This window comes from Streptomyces sp. NPDC001902, from assembly GCF_042891295.1.
In the GTDB taxonomy this organism is placed as follows: Bacteria; Actinomycetota; Actinomycetes; order Streptomycetales; family Streptomycetaceae; genus Actinacidiphila.
Genome location: NZ_JBIATA010000011.1, coordinates 65,082 through 81,951 on the forward strand (window position 1 = coordinate 65,082; position 16,870 = coordinate 81,951).

Consider the following 16,870-nt stretch of genomic DNA (forward strand, 5'->3'; position numbering starts at 1 on the left):
GTCAGCGGTACAGCTTGTTCACGGCGGTCCGCGTGGTCTTCTTGAAGGCCTTCAGCGGGATCTGGTCGAGGGTCCCCATCTGGCCCCACTCGACGACGGTGACGGTGCGGCCGTCGCGGCCGATCCCGTAGAGCCGGACGTTGTGCTCGGACTCGGGGGGCGCGACGTGCACGCCGTAGACGTGCGCGCCCTCCTCCACGTCGAGGGCGCCGAAGTCCTTCCAGTCGGCCTCCGAGCCCGGGTTCTGCTCCAGGAAGCGGCCGGCGCAGCCCCGCACGGACGCGCGGAGCTTGGCGGCCAGGTCACGCGCCGCCTTGGTGTTCTTGGTCGTGAAGGTGACCTGCTGGGCGTTGGTGTCCAGTTCGGTCCAGAACGAGCGGTGCGAGACGCCCTTGCGGGGCAGGCCGCGCAGGGCGCAGGCGGTGCCGCCCTCGGGCAGGCCGCCGGTGACCCGGTCGGCGTACCAGGGCGAGAGGGGGTACGGCGGCAGTTCCTTCGGCGCGAGGAACCTCGGCGCCGCGGTGGGCGCGGCGGCCCCGGCCTCGGCGGAGCCGGCGGCGAGCAGAGAGGTGGCGGCGACCGCGGCCAGCGCGGTCACGGCGGCGCGGCGGGTGGGTGTGCGGTTCAAGGTGCTTCCCCCGTGGTCAGGTCGTGGACGAGGACCGTCGCCGAGCGGCGCCGGTACTGCACCTCAGCCTGCGCGGCGCCGTCACGACCCGGCAACAGCAGCGGCCGGTTCCGGGACGCCGGAACGGTTGCGCGTACCCTGGCCTGGGGAGACGTGAGCGCCCTGGAACGGGCGGCCGGGACACGGGAAGACGTCGGGGGCGCGGGACATGGGTGGTACGGCAGCGGGCAGCGAGCACTTCGCCCGGTATTTACGTGACCTGAAGGGCCGTTCGGGGCTGAGCTACGGGCAGCTGGCGACTCGGCTCCACGTCAGCACGTCGACCCTGCACCGCTATTGCAACGGCGACGCCGTACCGGCCGACTACGCGGTCGTGGAGCGCCTGGCGCGGTTGTGCGGCGCGGGACCGGAGGAACTGGTCGAGCTGCACCGCCGATGGGTGCTCGCGGACGCCGTCCGGCGGGTCGGCAACCGCGGCGGTGCGGCGGCCGAGCGCGACGAGAGCGGCAACGGGAGCGGAGACGGAGAGGCCGACGCGAACGACGACGCCGCCGCCGGGAACGCCCCCGTCGGAAACGCGCGTCCGCCCGGCCCCGAGGCGGCCCCACAGGCGCCCGCCGAACTCGACCCGATCGGCACCGTCCCGGCGCCGCGCCCGCCGCGCTCCTGGCGCCGGCGTCTGTCCCGGCCCGCCGTCGCCGGATCGGTGGCGGCGCTCGTGCTCACCGGCGCCGCGCTGGCGATGACCGACGGCACGGGCGGCGAGGGTCCGCCGGCCCACGCCGCGTCCTCGCCCTCCGCGCGCCCCGGCGGGGCGGGAGGCACACCCCCCTCGCCGGGTGGGACGGGCACGGTCCCGGCCTCGCCCGGCACGTCCCCCTCCGGGCAGGCCTCGTCCACGACGCCGTCGGCGAACGGCACCGACACCGCTCCGCGCTCCCCCGGCGGCAGCACGGCTTCCCACGCCCCGGTGCCCGCGCGGCCTCTGGTCTGGAGCGTGCGCTCGCACGTCTGGGAGAACGGCTGCGGTCACGACTACCTCATCGACCGGCCCCCCGCGGACGTCCCTCCCCCGCCGGTCTCCCAGGACGCGCGCGCCTGGGCCGCCGCGCTCGGCGCCGTGCACGGCGGTACGACCATCGTCGAGGCCACGATCCGGGGGCGCGGGTCGACGCCGGTGGTGGTGCAGGCCCTGCACGTCCGCGTCGTCGAACGCCGCGACCCGCTGCGCTGGTCGTCGTACTCGATGGACAACGGCTGCGGTGGAGCGCTGACCCCCGCGGAGTACGCGGTGGACCTCGACGCCGCGCGCCCGCAGCCGCGGCCACGGGACGGCTCCGACAGCGAGCACGTCCTTCCCGCGGTCCGCCTCCCGTACCAGGTCTCCGCACAGGATCCGCTGGTGCTCAGGGTGCACGCCCGCACGGTGCGCTGCGACTGCGACTGGTTCCTCGAACTGGAGTGGAGCGCCGGCGGCCTGACGGACACGGTCCGCATCGACGACGGCGGGCTCCCCTTCCGCACCAGCGGCGTCAAGGGCCGCCCCGAGTACGGTTACTGGTCCTCCGGGGGCTGGACCCGCAACTAGGCTCCGCTCCCCGTCCCGACGCCCCGTGCCCGTGCCCCGTCGCCCGCGCCGGGACGTGCGGAAGGGCCCCACCCCCCGTGAAGGGTGGGGACCCGCTCCCCCGTTTCCCGTCGGCCGCGTCCCTCGCGGTCAGAGGCCGAACGGCCAGATGAGGCCCTTGTTCATGGTGATGAGCACGACCAGCACCATCAGGTCGGCCGCGCCGAGCACCAGGCCGAGGATCGCCCGGACCGGACGCCGGGTGCCCCGGACGAGCGCGACGCCACCGAGGATCAGGGCAAAGGGGCCGAGCACGATGTTGAAGGCCAGCAGGCCGACCAGGCCCAGCACGAACGAGGCGACGGCCATGCCGTCGGAGCCGTCCGAGCCCGACCGGGCTTCCATGGCGCGCAGTTCGCGCTCACGGGCAGGTACGTAGGAGTCCATGGGTGGGTTCCCCCCTGGGAGACGTGGGGTCAGCGGTGGTGGCGGTGGTGCCCGACGCGCTCGCGGACGTAGAACGTGAGCAGCCAGACACCGACCACGCCCGCGGCGACGAAGAAGACGGAGGACGAGGTGTACGAGACGGTGCCCAGGAGGATCCCCATGGCGACCAGGACGACGAGGAGGGTCACGGCGTGTGCCTTTCTCGGTTGCCGGATGGCACTGCGGGCTGCGGACGACGTCACAGCTCAGTGAACAACTGGAATAACAGTTGTTCACTGAGTCGGTACTCTACTCTCGCGCAACTCGGCGAACGGCTGTTTACTGGATGACATGAGTCACACCCTCGGGGTCCGTGAGGCCCAGAAGCAGCAGACCCGGCGGGCCCTCCTCGACGCGGGCCTGCGCCTGCTGGAGAACCAGAGCTTGAGCAGCCTGGGGCTGCGCGAGGTCACCCGTGAAGTGGGCGTCGCGCCCGCCGGGTTCTACCGGCACTTCCGCGACATGGGCGATCTCGGAGTGGCCCTGGTCGCCGAGTCGCTGGGCAGTCTGCACGCGATGATCCGGGCGATCCTGGCCGAGCAGGACGACGCCGAGGAGGTCATCGCCCGCTCCGTCCGCGTCATCACCCTGCACGTGCGCGACCACCGGTCGCACATCCGCTTCATCGCCCGCGAGCGGCACGGCGGGGTGCAGGCCGTCCGCGAGGCCATCGCCGCCGAACTCTCGCTCTTCGCCGACGAAGTGGCCGAGGCGCTCGGCGCGCAGCCCGTCTCGCAGGGCTGGACGGCCGAGGACGTGCGCATGCTCGCCGAGTTGTACGTGGACCGCATGCTGATGACGGCGATCGCCTTCATGGAGGCGCCGGCCGATGACGCCGCGGCCGAGGAGCACATCGCGGAGCGGGCCCGCAAGGAGCTCTACCTGATCCACCTGGGACGTCGGCACTGGCTGCAGGCCTGAGGGCGAATTGACACTTGCATGGACCCGCCATCTAGGGTGGTCGCATGGCTTTCGCACTCTTTCGGCGCAATCGGACGGCCAACGGCACCACGGATCCCGCTCTGTTGCCACCGATCGCCAGGGGCGCGGGACTGATCAGCTGTCAGGTGCTCGACCCCGCGGGCCGGCCGATGGGCGGAGCCGAGGTCACCGTGTCCGACGCCCGCACCCACCGCACGCAGGTGAGGGCGATCAGCGACCCGTACGGGACGTTCCTCGCCACCCTGCCGCCCGGGCACCACTCCGTGATGATCAGCGCGGACGGCATGCGGCCCTACCGGGGCACGGTGGAGATCGCGGCGGGACTCCAGTCCCCCATCGGCACGGTGCGGTTGGCCCCCGCACCGGAGCTCGAACTGCCGCCGCCGGGCACCTGGTTCTTCGACCCGCCGCACACGGCCGTCCGGTTCATCGCCAAGCACGTCGGCATGGCCCATGTGCACGGCCGCTTCGACCGCTTCGAGGGCGGCGTACGCGTCGCGGAACGCATGGAGGACTCCCATGTCGAGATCACCATCGACGCCGCGAGCATCAACACCGGCAACCGGACCCGGGACGACCACCTGCGCTCCGGTGACTTCCTGGACGTGGCCGCCCATCCCTGGATCCGGTTCGCGAGCGACCGCTTCGTGCACCAGGGCGGTTCGCGGTGGGCCGTCCACGGCCACCTCAGCATGCACGGCACCAGCCGCTCGGTGACCCTGGACACCGACTACCTGGGCATGGCGACCGGCGGCTACGGCGAGGAGCTGCGCTGCGCCGCCCTCGCCACCGCCGAACTGCACCGCGACGACTACACCCTCAACTGGCGGAGCATGCTGGCGCGGGGCATCGCGGTGGTGGGCCCGACCGTCAAGCTGGAACTCGACGTCCAGGCCATGTTCTCCAGCCACGACACCCCGACGCCACCGGAGTAGCCGCCGGGCGCCCTCAGCCCGCGGAGGGCACCGGTGTGATGACGGCGAAGGCCGCGCCCTGCGGGTCGACGACCTGGCCGAAGCGCCCGACCTGCGGCATGTCCATCGCGGGGACGCGGATCGTGCCGCCGGCCTGGACGGCCTTGGCGAGCGTGGCGTCGCAGTCGGCCACCGCGAAGTACGGCAGCCAGTGCCCGCCGGCGCCCGCGGCCAGCATCTCCTCGTCGAGCTGCATGACGCCGCCGTGGGCGTCGCTCTCGCCGCCGCCCGCCGGGGAGACCATGGTGTAGACGTTGCCGGGCATCTGGGAGTCCTCGGTCTTCCACTCGAAGACCGAGCGGTAGAAGGCCAGCGCCGCGGGCGCGTCGGTGGTGTAGAGCTCGGTCCAGTACAGGGAGCCGGGCTCGTTGACGACGTCCAGGCCCTTGTTGGCGCCCGGCTGCCACACGCAGAACCGGGCCCCGGTCGGGTCGGCGTACGCCGCCATCCGCCCGAGGTCGAAGACGTCCATGGGGGAGAACCGCACGCCGCCGCCCGCCTGTTCGACGGACTTGGTGGTGGCGTCGGCGTCGGCCGTCTGGAAGAACGGCTCCCAGGCAGCGGTGGTGACGCCGGGTTCGTTGTTGGGGCCGATGCCCGCGACGGTCCGGTCACCGGTGCGGAACATGCCGTAGCCGCCGGCCTCCGGTCCGGCCGAGAGGAAGTCCCAGCCGAAGACCTCGCGGTAGTAGGCCACCGAGGCCTCGACGTCGGGGGTCCCCAGGTCGAGCCAGTTGGGGGCGCCGGGAACGTAGTTGGTGCTGAGCATGGTGTGCTCCTTCGACGGGGGTGCTGTGCCCTGGTCGCTCACAGTCTTGCAGCGGGCACTGACAGTGGCCCCGTACCGCTCCGTCAGCCCTGCCCCGGCTGGCTGGCGATGACCGCGAACAGCGCGCCGAAGGGGTCCGCGAGGTGCGCGAAGCGCCCGACGCCCTCGGCGTGCTGCGGCGCCATGACGACCGTCCCGCCGAGCTGCCCGGCCTTGGCGACGACCGCGTCGGCGTCCTCGACCTCGAAGTAGGGCAGCCACCGCGGGGTGACGCCGGCGGCCCTCATCTCCTCGGTGATCTCCACGATGCCGCCCAGGGACGCCTCCCGGCCGCCGCCCGAGGTCGACAGCACGGCGTAGCGGGTGGTGCCCAGCGGCACGTCCTGCGCCTGCCACTCGAAGACCGCGCCGTAGAAGGCGCCGGCCGCGGCGGCGTTGGGCGCGTACAGCTCCGCCCACCCGAGGCTGCCCGGCTCGGTGACCACGTCGAGGCCCTTGGTGTCGCGGGGCTGCCACACGGCGAACTCCGCTCCCCCGGGGTCGGTGAAGCCGGCCATCCGGCCGTTGCTGAAGACGTCGAAGGGCGCGAAGCGGACCGTGCCGCCGGCCTGCTCGACCGCCTTGGCGGTGGCGTCGGCGTCGGCCGTCTGGAAGTAGAGCGTCCAGGAGGACCGCATGCCCTCCTCGCTGAGCGGCCCGAACGCGGCCACGGTCTTCCCGCCGAGACGGAAGAAGCCGTAGCCGCCGGCCTCGGGCCCGAGCGACTGCGCGTCCCAGGCGAAGAGCCCGGTGTAGAAGGAGACCGCCGCCCCGAGGTCCGGGCTGCCCAGGTCGATCCAGTTCGGGGCGCCGTTGACGTACTGGGTGGTGAGCATGGCGGTCTCCTTGGCCTGCGTGCGTGCCCGGTGCTGCCGTGGTCCCGGTGTCCGTCCTCAGTCTGGCACCGGTGCCCGGCTCGCGCCGGGCGGCGTCACTTCCCCTGGGTGAACGCGTCGTAGGCCTTGAGCACGTCGTCCGTGGGGCCGTCCATCCGCAGCGTGCCGTGCTCCAGCCAGATGGCGCGGTCGCAGGTGTCCCGGATCGACTTGTTGTTGTGGCTGACCAGGAAGACGGTGCCGGCCTCCTTGCGCAGCTCGCGGATCCGCGCCTCGGAGCGCTTGCGGAACCGGTTGTCGCCGGTGGCGAGCGCCTCGTCGATCATCAGCACGTCGTGGCTCCTGGCCGCGGCGATCGAGAAGCGCAGCCGGGCCGCCATGCCGGAGGAGTAGGTCCGCATCGGGAGGGAGATGAAGTCGCCCTTCTCGTTGATGCCGGAGAACTCCACGATCGAGTCGTAGCGCTCCCGCACCTCGTCCTGCGACATCCCCATCGCAAGACCGCCGAGCATGATGTTGCGCTCGCCGGTCAGGTCGTTCATCAGGGCGGCGTTCACGCCGAGCAGCGAGGGCTGCCCCTGGGTGTACACCTTGCCGCTCTCCGCGGGCAGCAGCCCCGCGACCGCCTTGAGGAGGGTCGACTTGCCCGAGCCGTTGGAGCCGATCAGCCCGATCGACTCGCCCCGGTAGGCGGTGAAGCTGACGCCGCGCACGGCGTGCACCGTGCGGACGTTCGGGTTGCCTCCCTTGCGGCGGACCAGCCGCGACAGGGCGTTGACCGCGGTGCCGCGGCCCGACCCCGCGCCGTGCACCCGGTACACGATGTGCAGGTCGTCCACGATCACGGTGGGGATGCGCTCAGCCACGGCCGTACCTCTCCTCAGCCTTCCAGAACCACACGAAGCCCCCGATGCCCATGACCAGGGCCCAGCCCAGGGCGACCGCCCACACGTGCGGCGGCAGCTGCTCGGAGGTGAAGCTGTCGATCAGCGCGAAGCGCATCAGGTCGATGTAGACCGCCGCGGGGTTCAGTCCGAGCAGGATCTTCACGGCCTGCGGCGCGTGCGCCGCCACGTGGCTGATGCTGTACATGACGCCGGAGGTGTACATCCAGGTCCGCAGGATGAACGGCATCAGCTGCGCGAGGTCGGTCATCTTGCTGCCGAGCCGCGCCATCACCAGCGCCAGGCCCGCGTTGAACACCGACTGCAGGATCAGCGCCGGGATCGCGAGCAGCCAGGACGGCCTCGGCACCTCGCCGGTCATCAGCACGATGGCGAAGAGCACGAGCATCGACATCAGCAACTGCTGCAGCTGCATGATCGTCTGCGCGATCGGCAGGCTGGCACGGGGGAAGTGCAGGGCCCGTACCAGGCCGAGGTTGCCCGAGATCGCCCGCACGCCCGCCATCACCGAGGACTGGGTGAAGGTGTAGACGAAGATGCCGGTGACCAGGAACGCGATGTAGTTGTCCACGCCGCGGTCGGTGCCCAGCAGCAGGCCGAAGATCAGGTAGTACACCGCCGCGTTGAGCAGCGGGGTCAGCACCTGCCACAGTTGACCCAGGCGCGCCCGCGTGTACTGCGCCGCCACGCGGGCGGTGGCGTACGAGGTGATGAAGTGCCGGCGTCCCCACAGCTGCCGCACGTAGGCGCCCAGACCGGGACGGGCCCCGCTCACCGTGAGGCCGTACGCGGCCGCCAGCTGTGCGGGGGACGGCGCCGGAGCGCCGGGCGGCGCGGGCGCCGCTGAGGAGGACTCGATGTCAAGGCTCACGAGGGGGGCGCTTCCGTTCGGGGGGTGAGGCGCAGGGGGGTGGTTGTGCGCCGACGGAACGAGACCGTATCGTCGTTACCAGGACGTTAGACCACACGAGCGTTGGAACGCAACCGTTCCGTCCCGTCGTCGCGTAGGCTGCCGGACATGGCACCGGACACCGCACCCCCACGACGCGCCCCCGCCGGGGCGGCTGTGCTCCGAGACGATGTCACGGAGGCGATCCGGGCGGCCGTCTTCGAGGAGCTCGCCGCGGTCGGGTACGGCCGGATGTCCATCGAGGGCATCGCACGGCGTGCGGGCGTGGGCAAGGCCGCGGTCTACCGGCGCTGGCGTTCCAAGCTGCCGCTCGTCCTCGACGTGGTCTCCGCCGTCGCCGCGCTCGGCGTGCCGGCGCCCGCAACGGGCAGCCTGCCGGGTGACATCCGGATGCTGCTGGAGGTGACGGCGCGGGCGCTGCGGCACCCCGTCGCCTCGCAGATCATCCCCGACCTGCTGGCGGAGGCCTCGCGCAACCCGGAGATCGCCGAGACCCTGCAGACGGCGCTGCGCGACACCCAGCGCGGCATCGCCACCGCCATCGTCGAGGCCGCGGTCGAACGCGGCGAGCTCCCCGCCGGCACGGACTGCGACCTCGCGCTCGACCTCATGGCCGGCCCCCTCTACTGGCGCCTCGCGGTCCTCCGCTCCCCCCTCACCCCCCGTTACCTCGACCGTCTCGCCGCCGCCACGGCCGCGGCCCTGGCGGCGTCGGCCTGACGCCCGCGCGTGCCGGGCTCCAGGTAGACCTGGCCCAGGGGACTGTGGCGCAGCCGCCGGACCTCGAGGTCCGTGATCGACGCGGCTGGATCCTGGTCGGCCCGGTCGGCCTGGTCGCGTGCCGCGGCTCGCCCCATCGCGGCGGCCACGGCGGCGTCGGCTCCTTCCTGGGTGTCGTCGACGACGTAGTAGTGCCACGTCTCGCCGCTGCGGGCCGCGTGGCGGCGCAGGCCCACGAGCCACTGGTCCGCGCAGGTCGTGGGGCCGGCCGGGTGCTGCCCGTCGATGGTGGTGTGCATGCCTTCTGCTCCCCTGGATCGGTCGGCCACCGGGGGTGGTGACCGGCCGGGGCCGCCCGCCGGTCCGGTGCGGTCGGCGGGCGGCCCCGTGGCGGTCGCGTCCCGTGCGGGCCGCGGCCCGGTCAGATCGTCGACGCGTCGATCACGAAGCGGTAGCGCACGTCGCTGGCGAGGATGCGCCGGAAGGCCTCGTTGATCCGGTCGGCGGGGATCAGCTCGATCTCCGCGCCGAAGCCGTGCTCCGCGCAGAAGTCCAGCATTTCCTGCGTCTCCGCAATGCCGCCGATCAGAGAACCGGCGATGGTCCTGCGGCCGGTGATCACGGAGAAGAGGTCCAGGGAGATCGGCTCCTCGGGCAGGCCGACGTTCACCAGGGCGCCGTCGGTCTTCAGCAGCTTGAGGTAGGCGCCGAAGTCGAGCGGGGCCGAGACGGTGGACAGGATGATGTCGAAGGTGCCCTCGAGCTCCTCGAACGTCCTCGGGTCGCCGGTGGCGCGGTAGTGGTCGGCACCCAGCCGCAGTCCGTCCTCCTTCTTGCGCAGGGACTGCGAGAGCACCGTCACCTCGGCGCCGAGCGCATGGGCGATCTTGACGGCCAGGTGACCGAGGCCGCCCATGCCCAGGACCGCCACCTTCCTGCCCGGTCCGGCGCCGAAGTGCCGGAGCGGGGAGTAGGTGGTGATGCCGGCGCAGAGCAGGGGCGCGGCCACGTCCAGGGAGAGGCCCTCGGGGATGCGCAGGACGTAGTTCTCGTCGACGACGATGGCCCGGGAGTAGCCGCCGTAGGTGGGCTCGCCGTCCCTGCCGACCGCGTTGTACGTGAAGATCATGCCGCCGCCCGTGCAGTACTGCTCCAGGCCCGCCTTGCAGTTGTCGCAGGTGCGGCACGAGTCGACCATGCAGCCGACGCCCACCCGGTCACCGACCTGGAACCTCGTGACGCCGGGGCCGACTTCGGAGACGACGCCGGCGATCTCGTGGCCCGGGACCATCGGGAAGATCGCCTCTCCCCAGCCCTCGTCGACCTGGTGGATGTCGGAGTGACAGATGCCGGCGTACTTGACGTCGATCAGGACGTCGAACTCGCCGATCTCGCGACGCTCGATGGTGGTGCGCTCCAGCGGGGACTTGGGAGCGTGAGCGGCGTACGCGTGGGTGGTGCTGGTCATGTCCGTGGTCTCCTCAAGGATCGGTGCCATCACGTTCGGTGATCGCGGCAGGTGGCGGCAGCCTCGATGCGCTCGGGGATGCCGTCTGCGGGAGGGGAGGGGGACCGGGAACGGGGGCTCGGCTGGATCCGTGCCTGCCCGGTGGGCCTCCGCAATCCAGGACACCACGCGGGAACCGGGCCGCAGGGGCCGCTTTCCGGCCCTGACCTGCCGGGGAACCGGTTGCGTAGGACTCGGCGACCCCCCTTCCCGGGTCGCCCGCGCCACCTGGCGAGCGAGAATGGACGCATGGCCCGCAACGTCGAGCTCAGCGAGTTCCTGCGTCGATCACGCGCCCGCATCTGCCCCGAATCGGCCGGGCTGCCCGAACGGGGCGCCTACCGGCGGGTGCCGGGGCTGCGCCGGGAGGAGGTCGCCCAACTGGCCGGAGTGAGCACCGACTACTACACGCGGCTGGAGCAGGGGCGGCAGATCAGCCCCTCGGCCGGTGTGCTGGAGGCGGTGGCCGCCGCGCTGCGGCTCGACGACGCGGAACGTGCCCACCTGTTCGACCTCGCCGGGCCCAAGCCCGGCACCGCCCGCCGCCGCTCGGCGCCGACCGTCCAGCGCGTCAGGCCCGGGATGCGGCGGCTCATGGACTCCTTCGTCGACCAGGCCGCCTTCGTCCTCGGGCGCCGCACCGACGTGCTGGCCACCAACCACCTGGCCCGCGCGCTGATGGCCGATTTCGACGCCATGCCGGTACGCGAGCGCAACCTCACCCGCTGGATCCTGCTGGACGAGGCCGCCCACGCCCTGTACCCGGACTGGGAGCAGGTCGCCGCCGAGATGACCGCCACCTTGCGCCTCGACGCCGGCCGTCACCCCGAGGACACCCGCACCGCCGAGCTGGTGGGCGAACTGGCCATGAAGAGCGAGCACTTCCGCCGCTGGTGGGCCGACCACAAGGTCTACGACCGCACCCACGGGACCAAGCGTCACCACCACCCCGTCATCGGCGATCTGACCGTCGACTACCAGGCGTTCACGATGCCGGGCGAGCCCGACCAGACCCTGTTCGTGTACCTGCCGGCGCAGGAACAGGCCTCGCAGGACGCGTGGAAGCTCCTCGCCAGCTGGAGCGCCCGGGAACCGGCGGCACGGCGGGACGCCGGCGGCAGTGGTGCTCCCGCGCGCGCCGACAACACCCCGGGGTTCGACCGGCGTTCGGCCTGACGCGGGCGGCGCCGCTTCCGGTGCCGCGCTTCAGCCGCGGGGGACGGCGAAGTCGTCGAGGCGGGCGCGTTCCGGGGTGAGGGCGGACCAGGGGCCGGGCCAGGTGAGGACGGCGAGGGCGGAGGTCGGGAACTTGTCGGCGGCGCGGAGCAGGGCGTCGGCGCGGGCCTCGCCCGTCAGGCGCAGGACGAGGTCCTGGACCCCCGGGTTGTGGCCGACCAGAAGGAGCGACGCGGCGTCGTCGGGGGCCTCGCGCAGGACGTCGAGGAGGGCGCGGGCGGTGGCCGCGTAGACCCGCTCGTCGAGGCGCACCGGCGGGGGCGGCGTGGCGCCCAGGGCCTCGGCGGCGAGTTCCCAGGTCTCCCGGGTGCGCCGGGAGGTCGAGCAGATCACCAGGTCGGGGGTGTGCTTGCCCTCGCGCAGCCAGCGGCCGACGGCCGGGGCGTCACGCCGGCCGCGGGGGCCGAGCGGCCGGTCGTGGTCGGGGACGTCCGGCGGCCAGGCCGACTTGGCGTGCCGCAGCACGACGAGCCGACGCGGTCCTTCCGTCCGGCGCCTCACGACCTCACTCCGCCGACCTCGCCGGTCAGTTCGAGGGCGAGCACACGGTCCGCCTGGGCGAAGGTCTCGAAGCGGGAGCCGTCCGGCAGGGCGGTCTCCGTCTCCAGCCGGTCGAGGGCGGCCAGGTAGGCGGCGGTGTCGAGGTCCGCGCTCAGGGCCGCCTGGAGGCGCTCCACGTACGCGGCGCACATCGGTCTGGACGGCGATTCGGCCCAGCGGGCCACGGCACGGCGCCAGTGCCGGAGCCCCGCGTCCGCCGCCTCAAGGGTCCGCGGGGTCAGTTGCGCCGGGGCCCGGCGGTCCAGGCGGAGCAGCGCCAGCCGTACGCCGGGCCCCGCGGTTACCTCGTCCGGGTGAACCGGTCCGACGTCCAGGCGGGGGCCGCCGGTCTCGGTGCCCGCCGGTGCGACGTGCACCCGGGCGGGTCCGGCGAGCGCCTCCTCGGCCTCGCGCACGTCGTCGCCGCGTGCCGCGCCGGGCTTGATGCCCAGTGCCGCCGCGGCCGCGTCCAGGGCGGGGTCGGCCGGGCCCACCGAGGCCACCAGCACCTGCCCGCCGTGGGTCTCCGCCGTACGCGCCAGGACGTCCGCCAGCAGCAGCACCCGCAGCGCGGTCGTCCCGCCCGCGGCACCGGTGTGGGCCAGCACCCGCAGCGGGAAGCGCCGCCCCGGGTCCAGTTCCACAAACTCGCCGCTCCTGCCGTCCACGATGCGCAACACGCCTCCGAATCTAACCCGTACGGCTCACCGGCGCAGGTGCCCGCACCGGGTGACGGGGTCTCGCAGGGCGCTCGGGCGCGAGGGGGACGACGCGCCGCCCGGCGGGCCCGGCCGGACCGCCGGCACGCGGACGTACGCGAAGTGCCGTGCGGGGCCGGAGGACTTCCGGCCGCCCGGCGCGGTGCGCCCCGGTGCGACGGCGGCGTGCCGTCCGCCGGGCGGGCCCGGACGGTGTCGCCGGTGCGGGGCCGGCCCGCTGGCACATGTGAGACGTGGCGCTTTGACGCCAGTCGCCGGTCGTTCCCCCGGTCCGGGCGGGGCCGGTAGGACCGGGCCATGATGTCCCTCATACCCCGTCGCCCACGAGGCGGACGGGCCCTCGCGGCCGCCGTCGGCGTCGTCGCCGTCCTCACGACCCTGACCGGCCCGGCCGGGCCCGCGGCGGCGGACGGCACGCCGCCGGCACCGGCCGCGCCCCGTCCCTCCGCAGCCACCCGCACGGTCACGCTGATCACCGGCCATGTCGTCCGGGTGACGGACGTCGGAGGCGGCAAGAAGTCCGTCGACGTGCGGCGCCCGCACGGCTCCACCGGAGGCGTACGGACCGAGACCGTCGGCGGCGACCTGTACGTCTACCCGGACGAGGCCCTGCCCTACCTCGCCGCGAACCGCCTGGACCGGAGGCTGTTCGACGTCACCTCGCTGATCGAGCAGGGCTACGACGACCAGCACAGCACCGGCATCCCGCTGATCCTCGGCTACCGCGGCGAGGTCGCGGCCACGGCACCCGCCGGCACCACCAAGGTGCGGTCGCTCAGGAGCGTCAACGGGGCCTCCGTCAGGGCGGCCAAGAAGCAGGTCAGGAAATTGTGGACCTCGGTGGCCACGGACGCCCCCGCCGACCGGCCCGCCCTGCGCGGCGGCCTGTCCAGGATCTGGCTGGACGGCCGGGTCCGTGCCACGCTCCACGACAGCACCACGCAGATCGGCGCGCCCGCCGCCTGGCGCTCCGGCCTCGACGGCAAGGGCGTCAAGGTCGCCGTGCTGGACACCGGGGCCGACGCCCACCACCCCGACCTGGCGGGCCGGGTGAGCGGCGCGGTCAGCTTCGTGCCCGGCGAGTCCGCCGAAGACCGCAACGGGCACGGCACGCACACCGCCTCCACCGTGGGCGGCAGCGGCGCCGCTTCCGAAGGCGCCGAGAAGGGCGTGGCCCCCGGCGCGGACCTGCTGATCGGCAAGGTGCTCGCCGACGAGGGGTACGGCGATGACTCCTGGGTCATCGCGGGCATGGAGTGGGCGGTCGGTCAGGGCGCCAAGGTGGTCAGCATGAGCCTCGGCGGGTCCGAGCCCACCGACGGCACGGACCCGATGAGTCAGGCCCTGGACCGGCTCAGCGCGAGCAGCGGCGCGCTGTTCGTCGTGGCCGCCGGCAACACCGGCCACGAGGCGTCGATGAGCGCCCCGGGAACCGCCGGCTCCGCGCTGACCGTGGCCGCGGTGGACTCCGAGGACGAGCTCGCGTACTTCTCGACCACGGGCCCGCGGTACGGCGACTACGCGCTCAAGCCGGACATCGCCGCCCCCGGCGTGGACATCCTGGCCGCGAAGGCCGGGGGCAGCGCCGACGGCGGCTGGTACCAGACGATGAGCGGCACCTCGATGGCCACTCCGCACGTCGCGGGCGCCGCGGCGATCCTGGCCCAGGAGCACCCCGACTGGAGTGCCCCGCAGCTCAAGGACGCACTGATGAGCACGGCCAAGCCGCTCCCCGGCCTGACGGCCTATCAGGTCGGGGCGGGCCGGGCCGACCTGGCCGCCTCCACCGCGGCCACGGTCACCGCCACCGGCTCGGCGTACTTCGGCTTCGACGCCTGGCCGCACGGCGGACCGGCCGCGGTCGGACGCACGGTCACCTACCGCAACGCGGGCGACTCCCCCGTCACCCTCTCCCTCGGCATGACCGCATCCGTGGCCGGCGGCCCGTACGACGTCGATCCGGGCGCCGACGCCGGGACCCCCGCGCCCGAGGGGATGTTCACCCTCTCCGCGGACTCGGTGACCGTCCCGGCGCACGGGACGGCCTCCGTCACCGCCACCGCCCGGCCGGGGCTCGGCGCCGACGGCCGCCGCTACCTCGGGCGGATCTCCGCGAGCGACGCGTCCGGCTCCGTGCGGGCGCGCACCCAGGTCGGTCTCTACCGGGAGGAGGAGCGTCACCCCCTCGACGTCACGCTGAAGGACCGGGCAGGCAAGCCCGCCCCGGGCTTCGTCCAGTTGCAGCGCTTCGGCACCGACGCGGACCCGCAGATCGTCCCCGTGGACGGGACCGGCCGCGCGACCGTGCGACTGCGGGCCGGCACCTACAGCGCGCTGAGCTACCTCGCCGTGGCCGGCAGCCACGGCCCCGACTCCCTCGGCATGGCCCTGATGGGTGACCCGGAGCTCGTCATGGACCGGGGCCGCACGCTCGTCCTGGACGCGAGCAGGACCCGCGAGGTCACCGCCGAGGTACCGCGCAGGACCGAGGACCGGATGCTCTACATGAACTGGTACCGCTCGGACGGCGGTACCAGCACCGTGGACTCGCAGTACCTCCTGCCGTCGACGTACGACAGCATGTTCGTCCTGCCCACCCGGCAGGTGACCCGCGGCACCTTCGAGTACGAGACCCGTTGGCGCAAGGCCTACCCGCTGCTGTCCCTGTCCCGGGACGGCAGGCCCGTCACCGTCCTGGGCCAGGCCGGGACCGGCTTCTACGAGGGCCGGCAGCGCATGGCCGTGGTGTACGCCGGTTCCGGCGCACCCGCCGACTACGCCGGGCTGCGCGTCAAGGGCAAGGCCGTGCTGGTGGACCGCTCGGACGCGCTCACCGGCTCGCAGCGGGCCGAGGCGGCGGCCGACGCCGGCGCGGCCCTGCTGATCGTCGTCAACGACGGACCGGGCAAGCTCCTGGAGTACGTCGGCACCGACGAGGGCGGCTACAGCAGCGTCTCGGTGGCCTCGGTGACCACCCGCGAGGGCGGGCCTCTGATCGAGCGGGCCCGGCACGGGACGCTGCGTCTGGACGTGGAGGGCGTGCCCGACTCGCCGTACGTCTACGACCTGGTCGACCCGCACCCGGGCCGGATCCCGGCGACGGGCCTGACCTACCGGCCGCGCGCCTCGGAACTGGCCGTCGTGGACATGCGCTTCCACGGCACCACCGGGTACCCCAGTGGCGAGTACCGCTGGGACTACCGGCCCTACCGCACCTACGCGGTCGGGTTCCCGCTGAGGATGGACATGCCCGGGACGCGGACCGACTACCTCTCCGCGCAGCCCGGCACCTCGTGGGCCGAGGACGCGATCACGGGGCCCGGTCTGGCCCTCGAGTCGAACGGCGCCCTCACCACGTACCGGGCGGGCACCCGGGTGGCGAGCGACTGGTTCGCCCCCGTAGTGCATCCGCGCAACGGCGGCGGCTACTGGTGGTCCGAGCGGCAGCAGGGCTTCCTGTCCTTCAACATCCAGCCCTGGACGGACAGCGGGAGCGGCCATGGCGGCACCATGCAGGACGGCACATCCGGCCTGGACCTCAAGGTGTACCAGGACGGTGAGCTGGTGAAGACCTCGGCGTACGCGTCGGCGACGCTCTGGCCGATCCCGACCGTGCCCTCCACGTACACCCTTGACCTGCACGCGGAGCGCGACGCGGCCGCCTACCGCCTCTCCCCCCGGACGCACAGCGTGTGGCGGGTCAGGTCCGAGCCGGTCACCGACCCGCTGGGGATCGACCGGATGGCGCTCATGCAACTGGACTACGGGATCGCCACCGACCTCTCGGGGAACGCGCGCGGCGGCCGGCAGACCCTGCGCCTGACCGGCAGCCACCTGCCGCACGCGGCGGGGGCGGGCCGGGTCACGGGCGCGACGCTGGCCGTCAGTTACGACGACGGGCGCCACTGGCGTCCGGTCCGCCTGGACCGTACGGCGACGGGCCACTGGACGGCCCGTTTCGACGCCCCGCACCGCGGGTTCGTGTCGCTGAAGGCCCGGACCTGGGACGACGCGGGCAACAGCCTCACACAGGAGGTGACGCGGGCCTACGGACTGAAGTAACTTTCCGCATCCGCGTCAAGGGCGGGCCCC

Annotated in this window: 17 protein-coding genes; 6 read left to right on the top strand and 11 right to left on the bottom strand. The window is 73.3% G+C overall.

What is annotated here, in order from left to right; translation table 11 throughout:
- Position 1: 1 nt before the first annotated feature.
- Positions 2 to 628, bottom strand: a complete 627-nt coding sequence (locus ACFYYN_RS19585; RefSeq protein ID WP_500323807.1) for a hypothetical protein — start codon at positions 626 to 628, stop codon at positions 2 to 4.
- 208 nt (positions 629 to 836) lie between these two features.
- On the opposite strand from ACFYYN_RS19585, the gene ACFYYN_RS19590 reads away from it, so the two are divergent.
- On the top strand, positions 837 to 2,216 hold the full coding sequence (locus tag ACFYYN_RS19590; protein WP_500546822.1) for a helix-turn-helix domain-containing protein: 1,380 nt from the start codon (positions 837 to 839) through the stop codon (positions 2,214 to 2,216).
- A 129-nt stretch (positions 2,217 to 2,345) separates the two neighbouring features.
- On the opposite strand, the gene ACFYYN_RS19595 is transcribed toward ACFYYN_RS19590, so the two are convergent.
- A complete protein-coding gene (locus tag ACFYYN_RS19595) occupies positions 2,346 to 2,642 on the bottom strand; it encodes a DUF4190 domain-containing protein (RefSeq protein WP_499515149.1) in 297 nt (98 codons plus the stop codon).
- A gap of 29 nt (positions 2,643 to 2,671) precedes the next feature.
- Entirely contained in the window at positions 2,672 to 2,830 is a 159-nt protein-coding gene (locus tag ACFYYN_RS19600; protein WP_500323805.1) for a hypothetical protein, read from the bottom strand.
- Positions 2,831 to 2,972: 142 nt separating this feature from the next.
- Here ACFYYN_RS19600 and ACFYYN_RS19605 point away from each other — a divergent pair, with 142 nt between their 5' ends.
- Both ACFYYN_RS19605 and ACFYYN_RS19610 read left to right on the top strand, forming a co-directional pair.
- Complete coding sequence (locus ACFYYN_RS19605) at positions 2,973 to 3,602, top strand: TetR family transcriptional regulator (protein WP_500546823.1); 630 nt, start codon at positions 2,973 to 2,975, stop codon at positions 3,600 to 3,602.
- 44 nt (positions 3,603 to 3,646) lie between these two features.
- Positions 3,647 to 4,558 (top strand): YceI family protein, encoded by a 912-nt coding sequence (locus ACFYYN_RS19610; RefSeq protein WP_500546824.1) that lies wholly within the window; start codon positions 3,647 to 3,649, stop codon positions 4,556 to 4,558.
- A gap of 13 nt (positions 4,559 to 4,571) precedes the next feature.
- Here the strand turns inward: ACFYYN_RS19610 and ACFYYN_RS19615 are convergent, their stop codons facing one another.
- The 4 genes from ACFYYN_RS19615 to ACFYYN_RS19630 all read right to left on the bottom strand — a co-directional run bounded on the left by ACFYYN_RS19615 (position 4,572) and on the right by ACFYYN_RS19630 (position 8,017).
- Positions 4,572 to 5,366, bottom strand: coding sequence for a VOC family protein (locus ACFYYN_RS19615; protein ID WP_500323802.1), 795 nt, complete (start codon positions 5,364 to 5,366; stop codon positions 4,572 to 4,574).
- Positions 5,367 to 5,449: 83 nt separating this feature from the next.
- On the bottom strand, positions 5,450 to 6,241 hold the full coding sequence (locus tag ACFYYN_RS19620) for a VOC family protein (RefSeq protein ID WP_500546825.1): 792 nt from the start codon (positions 6,239 to 6,241) through the stop codon (positions 5,450 to 5,452).
- 95 nt (positions 6,242 to 6,336) lie between these two features.
- The gene (locus ACFYYN_RS19625) at positions 6,337 to 7,107 is read right to left on the bottom strand and encodes an ABC transporter ATP-binding protein (RefSeq protein WP_500546826.1); all 771 of its coding nucleotides are present in this window, start codon (positions 7,105 to 7,107) and stop codon (positions 6,337 to 6,339) included.
- Positions 7,100 to 8,017 (bottom strand): ABC transporter permease, encoded by a 918-nt coding sequence (locus tag ACFYYN_RS19630; RefSeq protein WP_500546827.1) that lies wholly within the window; start codon positions 8,015 to 8,017, stop codon positions 7,100 to 7,102. The genes ACFYYN_RS19625 and ACFYYN_RS19630 overlap by 8 nt, the downstream gene beginning before the upstream one ends.
- Positions 8,018 to 8,164: 147 nt before the next feature.
- Here ACFYYN_RS19630 and ACFYYN_RS19635 point away from each other — a divergent pair, with 147 nt between their 5' ends.
- Positions 8,165 to 8,776, top strand: coding sequence for a TetR/AcrR family transcriptional regulator (locus ACFYYN_RS19635; RefSeq protein WP_499515141.1), 612 nt, complete (start codon positions 8,165 to 8,167; stop codon positions 8,774 to 8,776).
- Here ACFYYN_RS19635 and ACFYYN_RS19640 read toward each other — a convergent pair.
- The gene (locus ACFYYN_RS19640; RefSeq protein ID WP_500546828.1) at positions 8,722 to 9,075 is read right to left on the bottom strand and encodes a hypothetical protein; all 354 of its coding nucleotides are present in this window, start codon (positions 9,073 to 9,075) and stop codon (positions 8,722 to 8,724) included. The two genes, ACFYYN_RS19635 and ACFYYN_RS19640, sit on opposite strands and share 55 nt — an antisense overlap.
- 122 nt (positions 9,076 to 9,197) lie before the next feature.
- A complete protein-coding gene (locus tag ACFYYN_RS19645) occupies positions 9,198 to 10,244 on the bottom strand; it encodes an NAD(P)-dependent alcohol dehydrogenase (protein WP_500546829.1) in 1,047 nt (348 codons plus the stop codon).
- Positions 10,245 to 10,532: 288 nt separating this feature from the next.
- On the opposite strand from ACFYYN_RS19645, the gene ACFYYN_RS19650 reads away from it, so the two are divergent.
- A complete protein-coding gene (locus ACFYYN_RS19650; RefSeq protein WP_500546830.1) occupies positions 10,533 to 11,459 on the top strand; it encodes a helix-turn-helix transcriptional regulator in 927 nt (308 codons plus the stop codon).
- 30 nt (positions 11,460 to 11,489) lie between these two features.
- Here ACFYYN_RS19650 and ACFYYN_RS19655 read toward each other — a convergent pair whose 3' ends face one another.
- Positions 11,490 to 12,020, bottom strand: coding sequence for a SixA phosphatase family protein (locus ACFYYN_RS19655; RefSeq protein ID WP_500323795.1), 531 nt, complete (start codon positions 12,018 to 12,020; stop codon positions 11,490 to 11,492).
- On the bottom strand, positions 12,017 to 12,739 hold the full coding sequence (locus ACFYYN_RS19660) for a hypothetical protein (protein ID WP_500546831.1): 723 nt from the start codon (positions 12,737 to 12,739) through the stop codon (positions 12,017 to 12,019). The genes ACFYYN_RS19655 and ACFYYN_RS19660 overlap by 4 nt, the downstream gene beginning before the upstream one ends.
- Positions 12,740 to 13,075: 336 nt before the next feature.
- Here ACFYYN_RS19660 and ACFYYN_RS19665 point away from each other — a divergent pair, with 336 nt between their 5' ends.
- A complete protein-coding gene (locus tag ACFYYN_RS19665; RefSeq protein WP_500546832.1) occupies positions 13,076 to 16,840 on the top strand; it encodes a S8 family serine peptidase in 3,765 nt (1,254 codons plus the stop codon).
- The last annotated feature ends 30 nt before the right edge of the window (positions 16,841 to 16,870 follow it).

Bases quoted from the DNA above. Each gene is read 5' to 3' on its own strand.
- ACFYYN_RS19620 (WP_500546825.1), bottom strand. From the start codon at position 6,241: ATGCTCACCACCCAGTACGTCAACGGCGCCCCGAACTGGATCGACCTG.
- ACFYYN_RS19645 (WP_500546829.1), bottom strand. From the start codon at position 10,244: ATGACCAGCACCACCCACGCGTACGCCGCTCACGCTCCCAAGTCCCCG.
- ACFYYN_RS19610 (WP_500546824.1), top strand. From the start codon at position 3,647: ATGGCTTTCGCACTCTTTCGGCGCAATCGGACGGCCAACGGCACCACG.
- ACFYYN_RS19650 (WP_500546830.1), top strand. From the start codon at position 10,533: ATGGCCCGCAACGTCGAGCTCAGCGAGTTCCTGCGTCGATCACGCGCC.
- ACFYYN_RS19595 (WP_499515149.1), bottom strand. From the start codon at position 2,642: ATGGACTCCTACGTACCTGCCCGTGAGCGCGAACTGCGCGCCATGGAA.
- ACFYYN_RS19590 (WP_500546822.1), top strand. From the start codon at position 837: ATGGGTGGTACGGCAGCGGGCAGCGAGCACTTCGCCCGGTATTTACGT.
- ACFYYN_RS19605 (WP_500546823.1), top strand. From the start codon at position 2,973: ATGAGTCACACCCTCGGGGTCCGTGAGGCCCAGAAGCAGCAGACCCGG.
- ACFYYN_RS19640 (WP_500546828.1), bottom strand. From the start codon at position 9,075: ATGCACACCACCATCGACGGGCAGCACCCGGCCGGCCCCACGACCTGC.
- ACFYYN_RS19665 (WP_500546832.1), top strand. From the start codon at position 13,076: ATGATGTCCCTCATACCCCGTCGCCCACGAGGCGGACGGGCCCTCGCG.
- ACFYYN_RS19635 (WP_499515141.1), top strand. From the start codon at position 8,165: ATGGCACCGGACACCGCACCCCCACGACGCGCCCCCGCCGGGGCGGCT.
- ACFYYN_RS19615 (WP_500323802.1), bottom strand. From the start codon at position 5,366: ATGCTCAGCACCAACTACGTTCCCGGCGCCCCCAACTGGCTCGACCTG.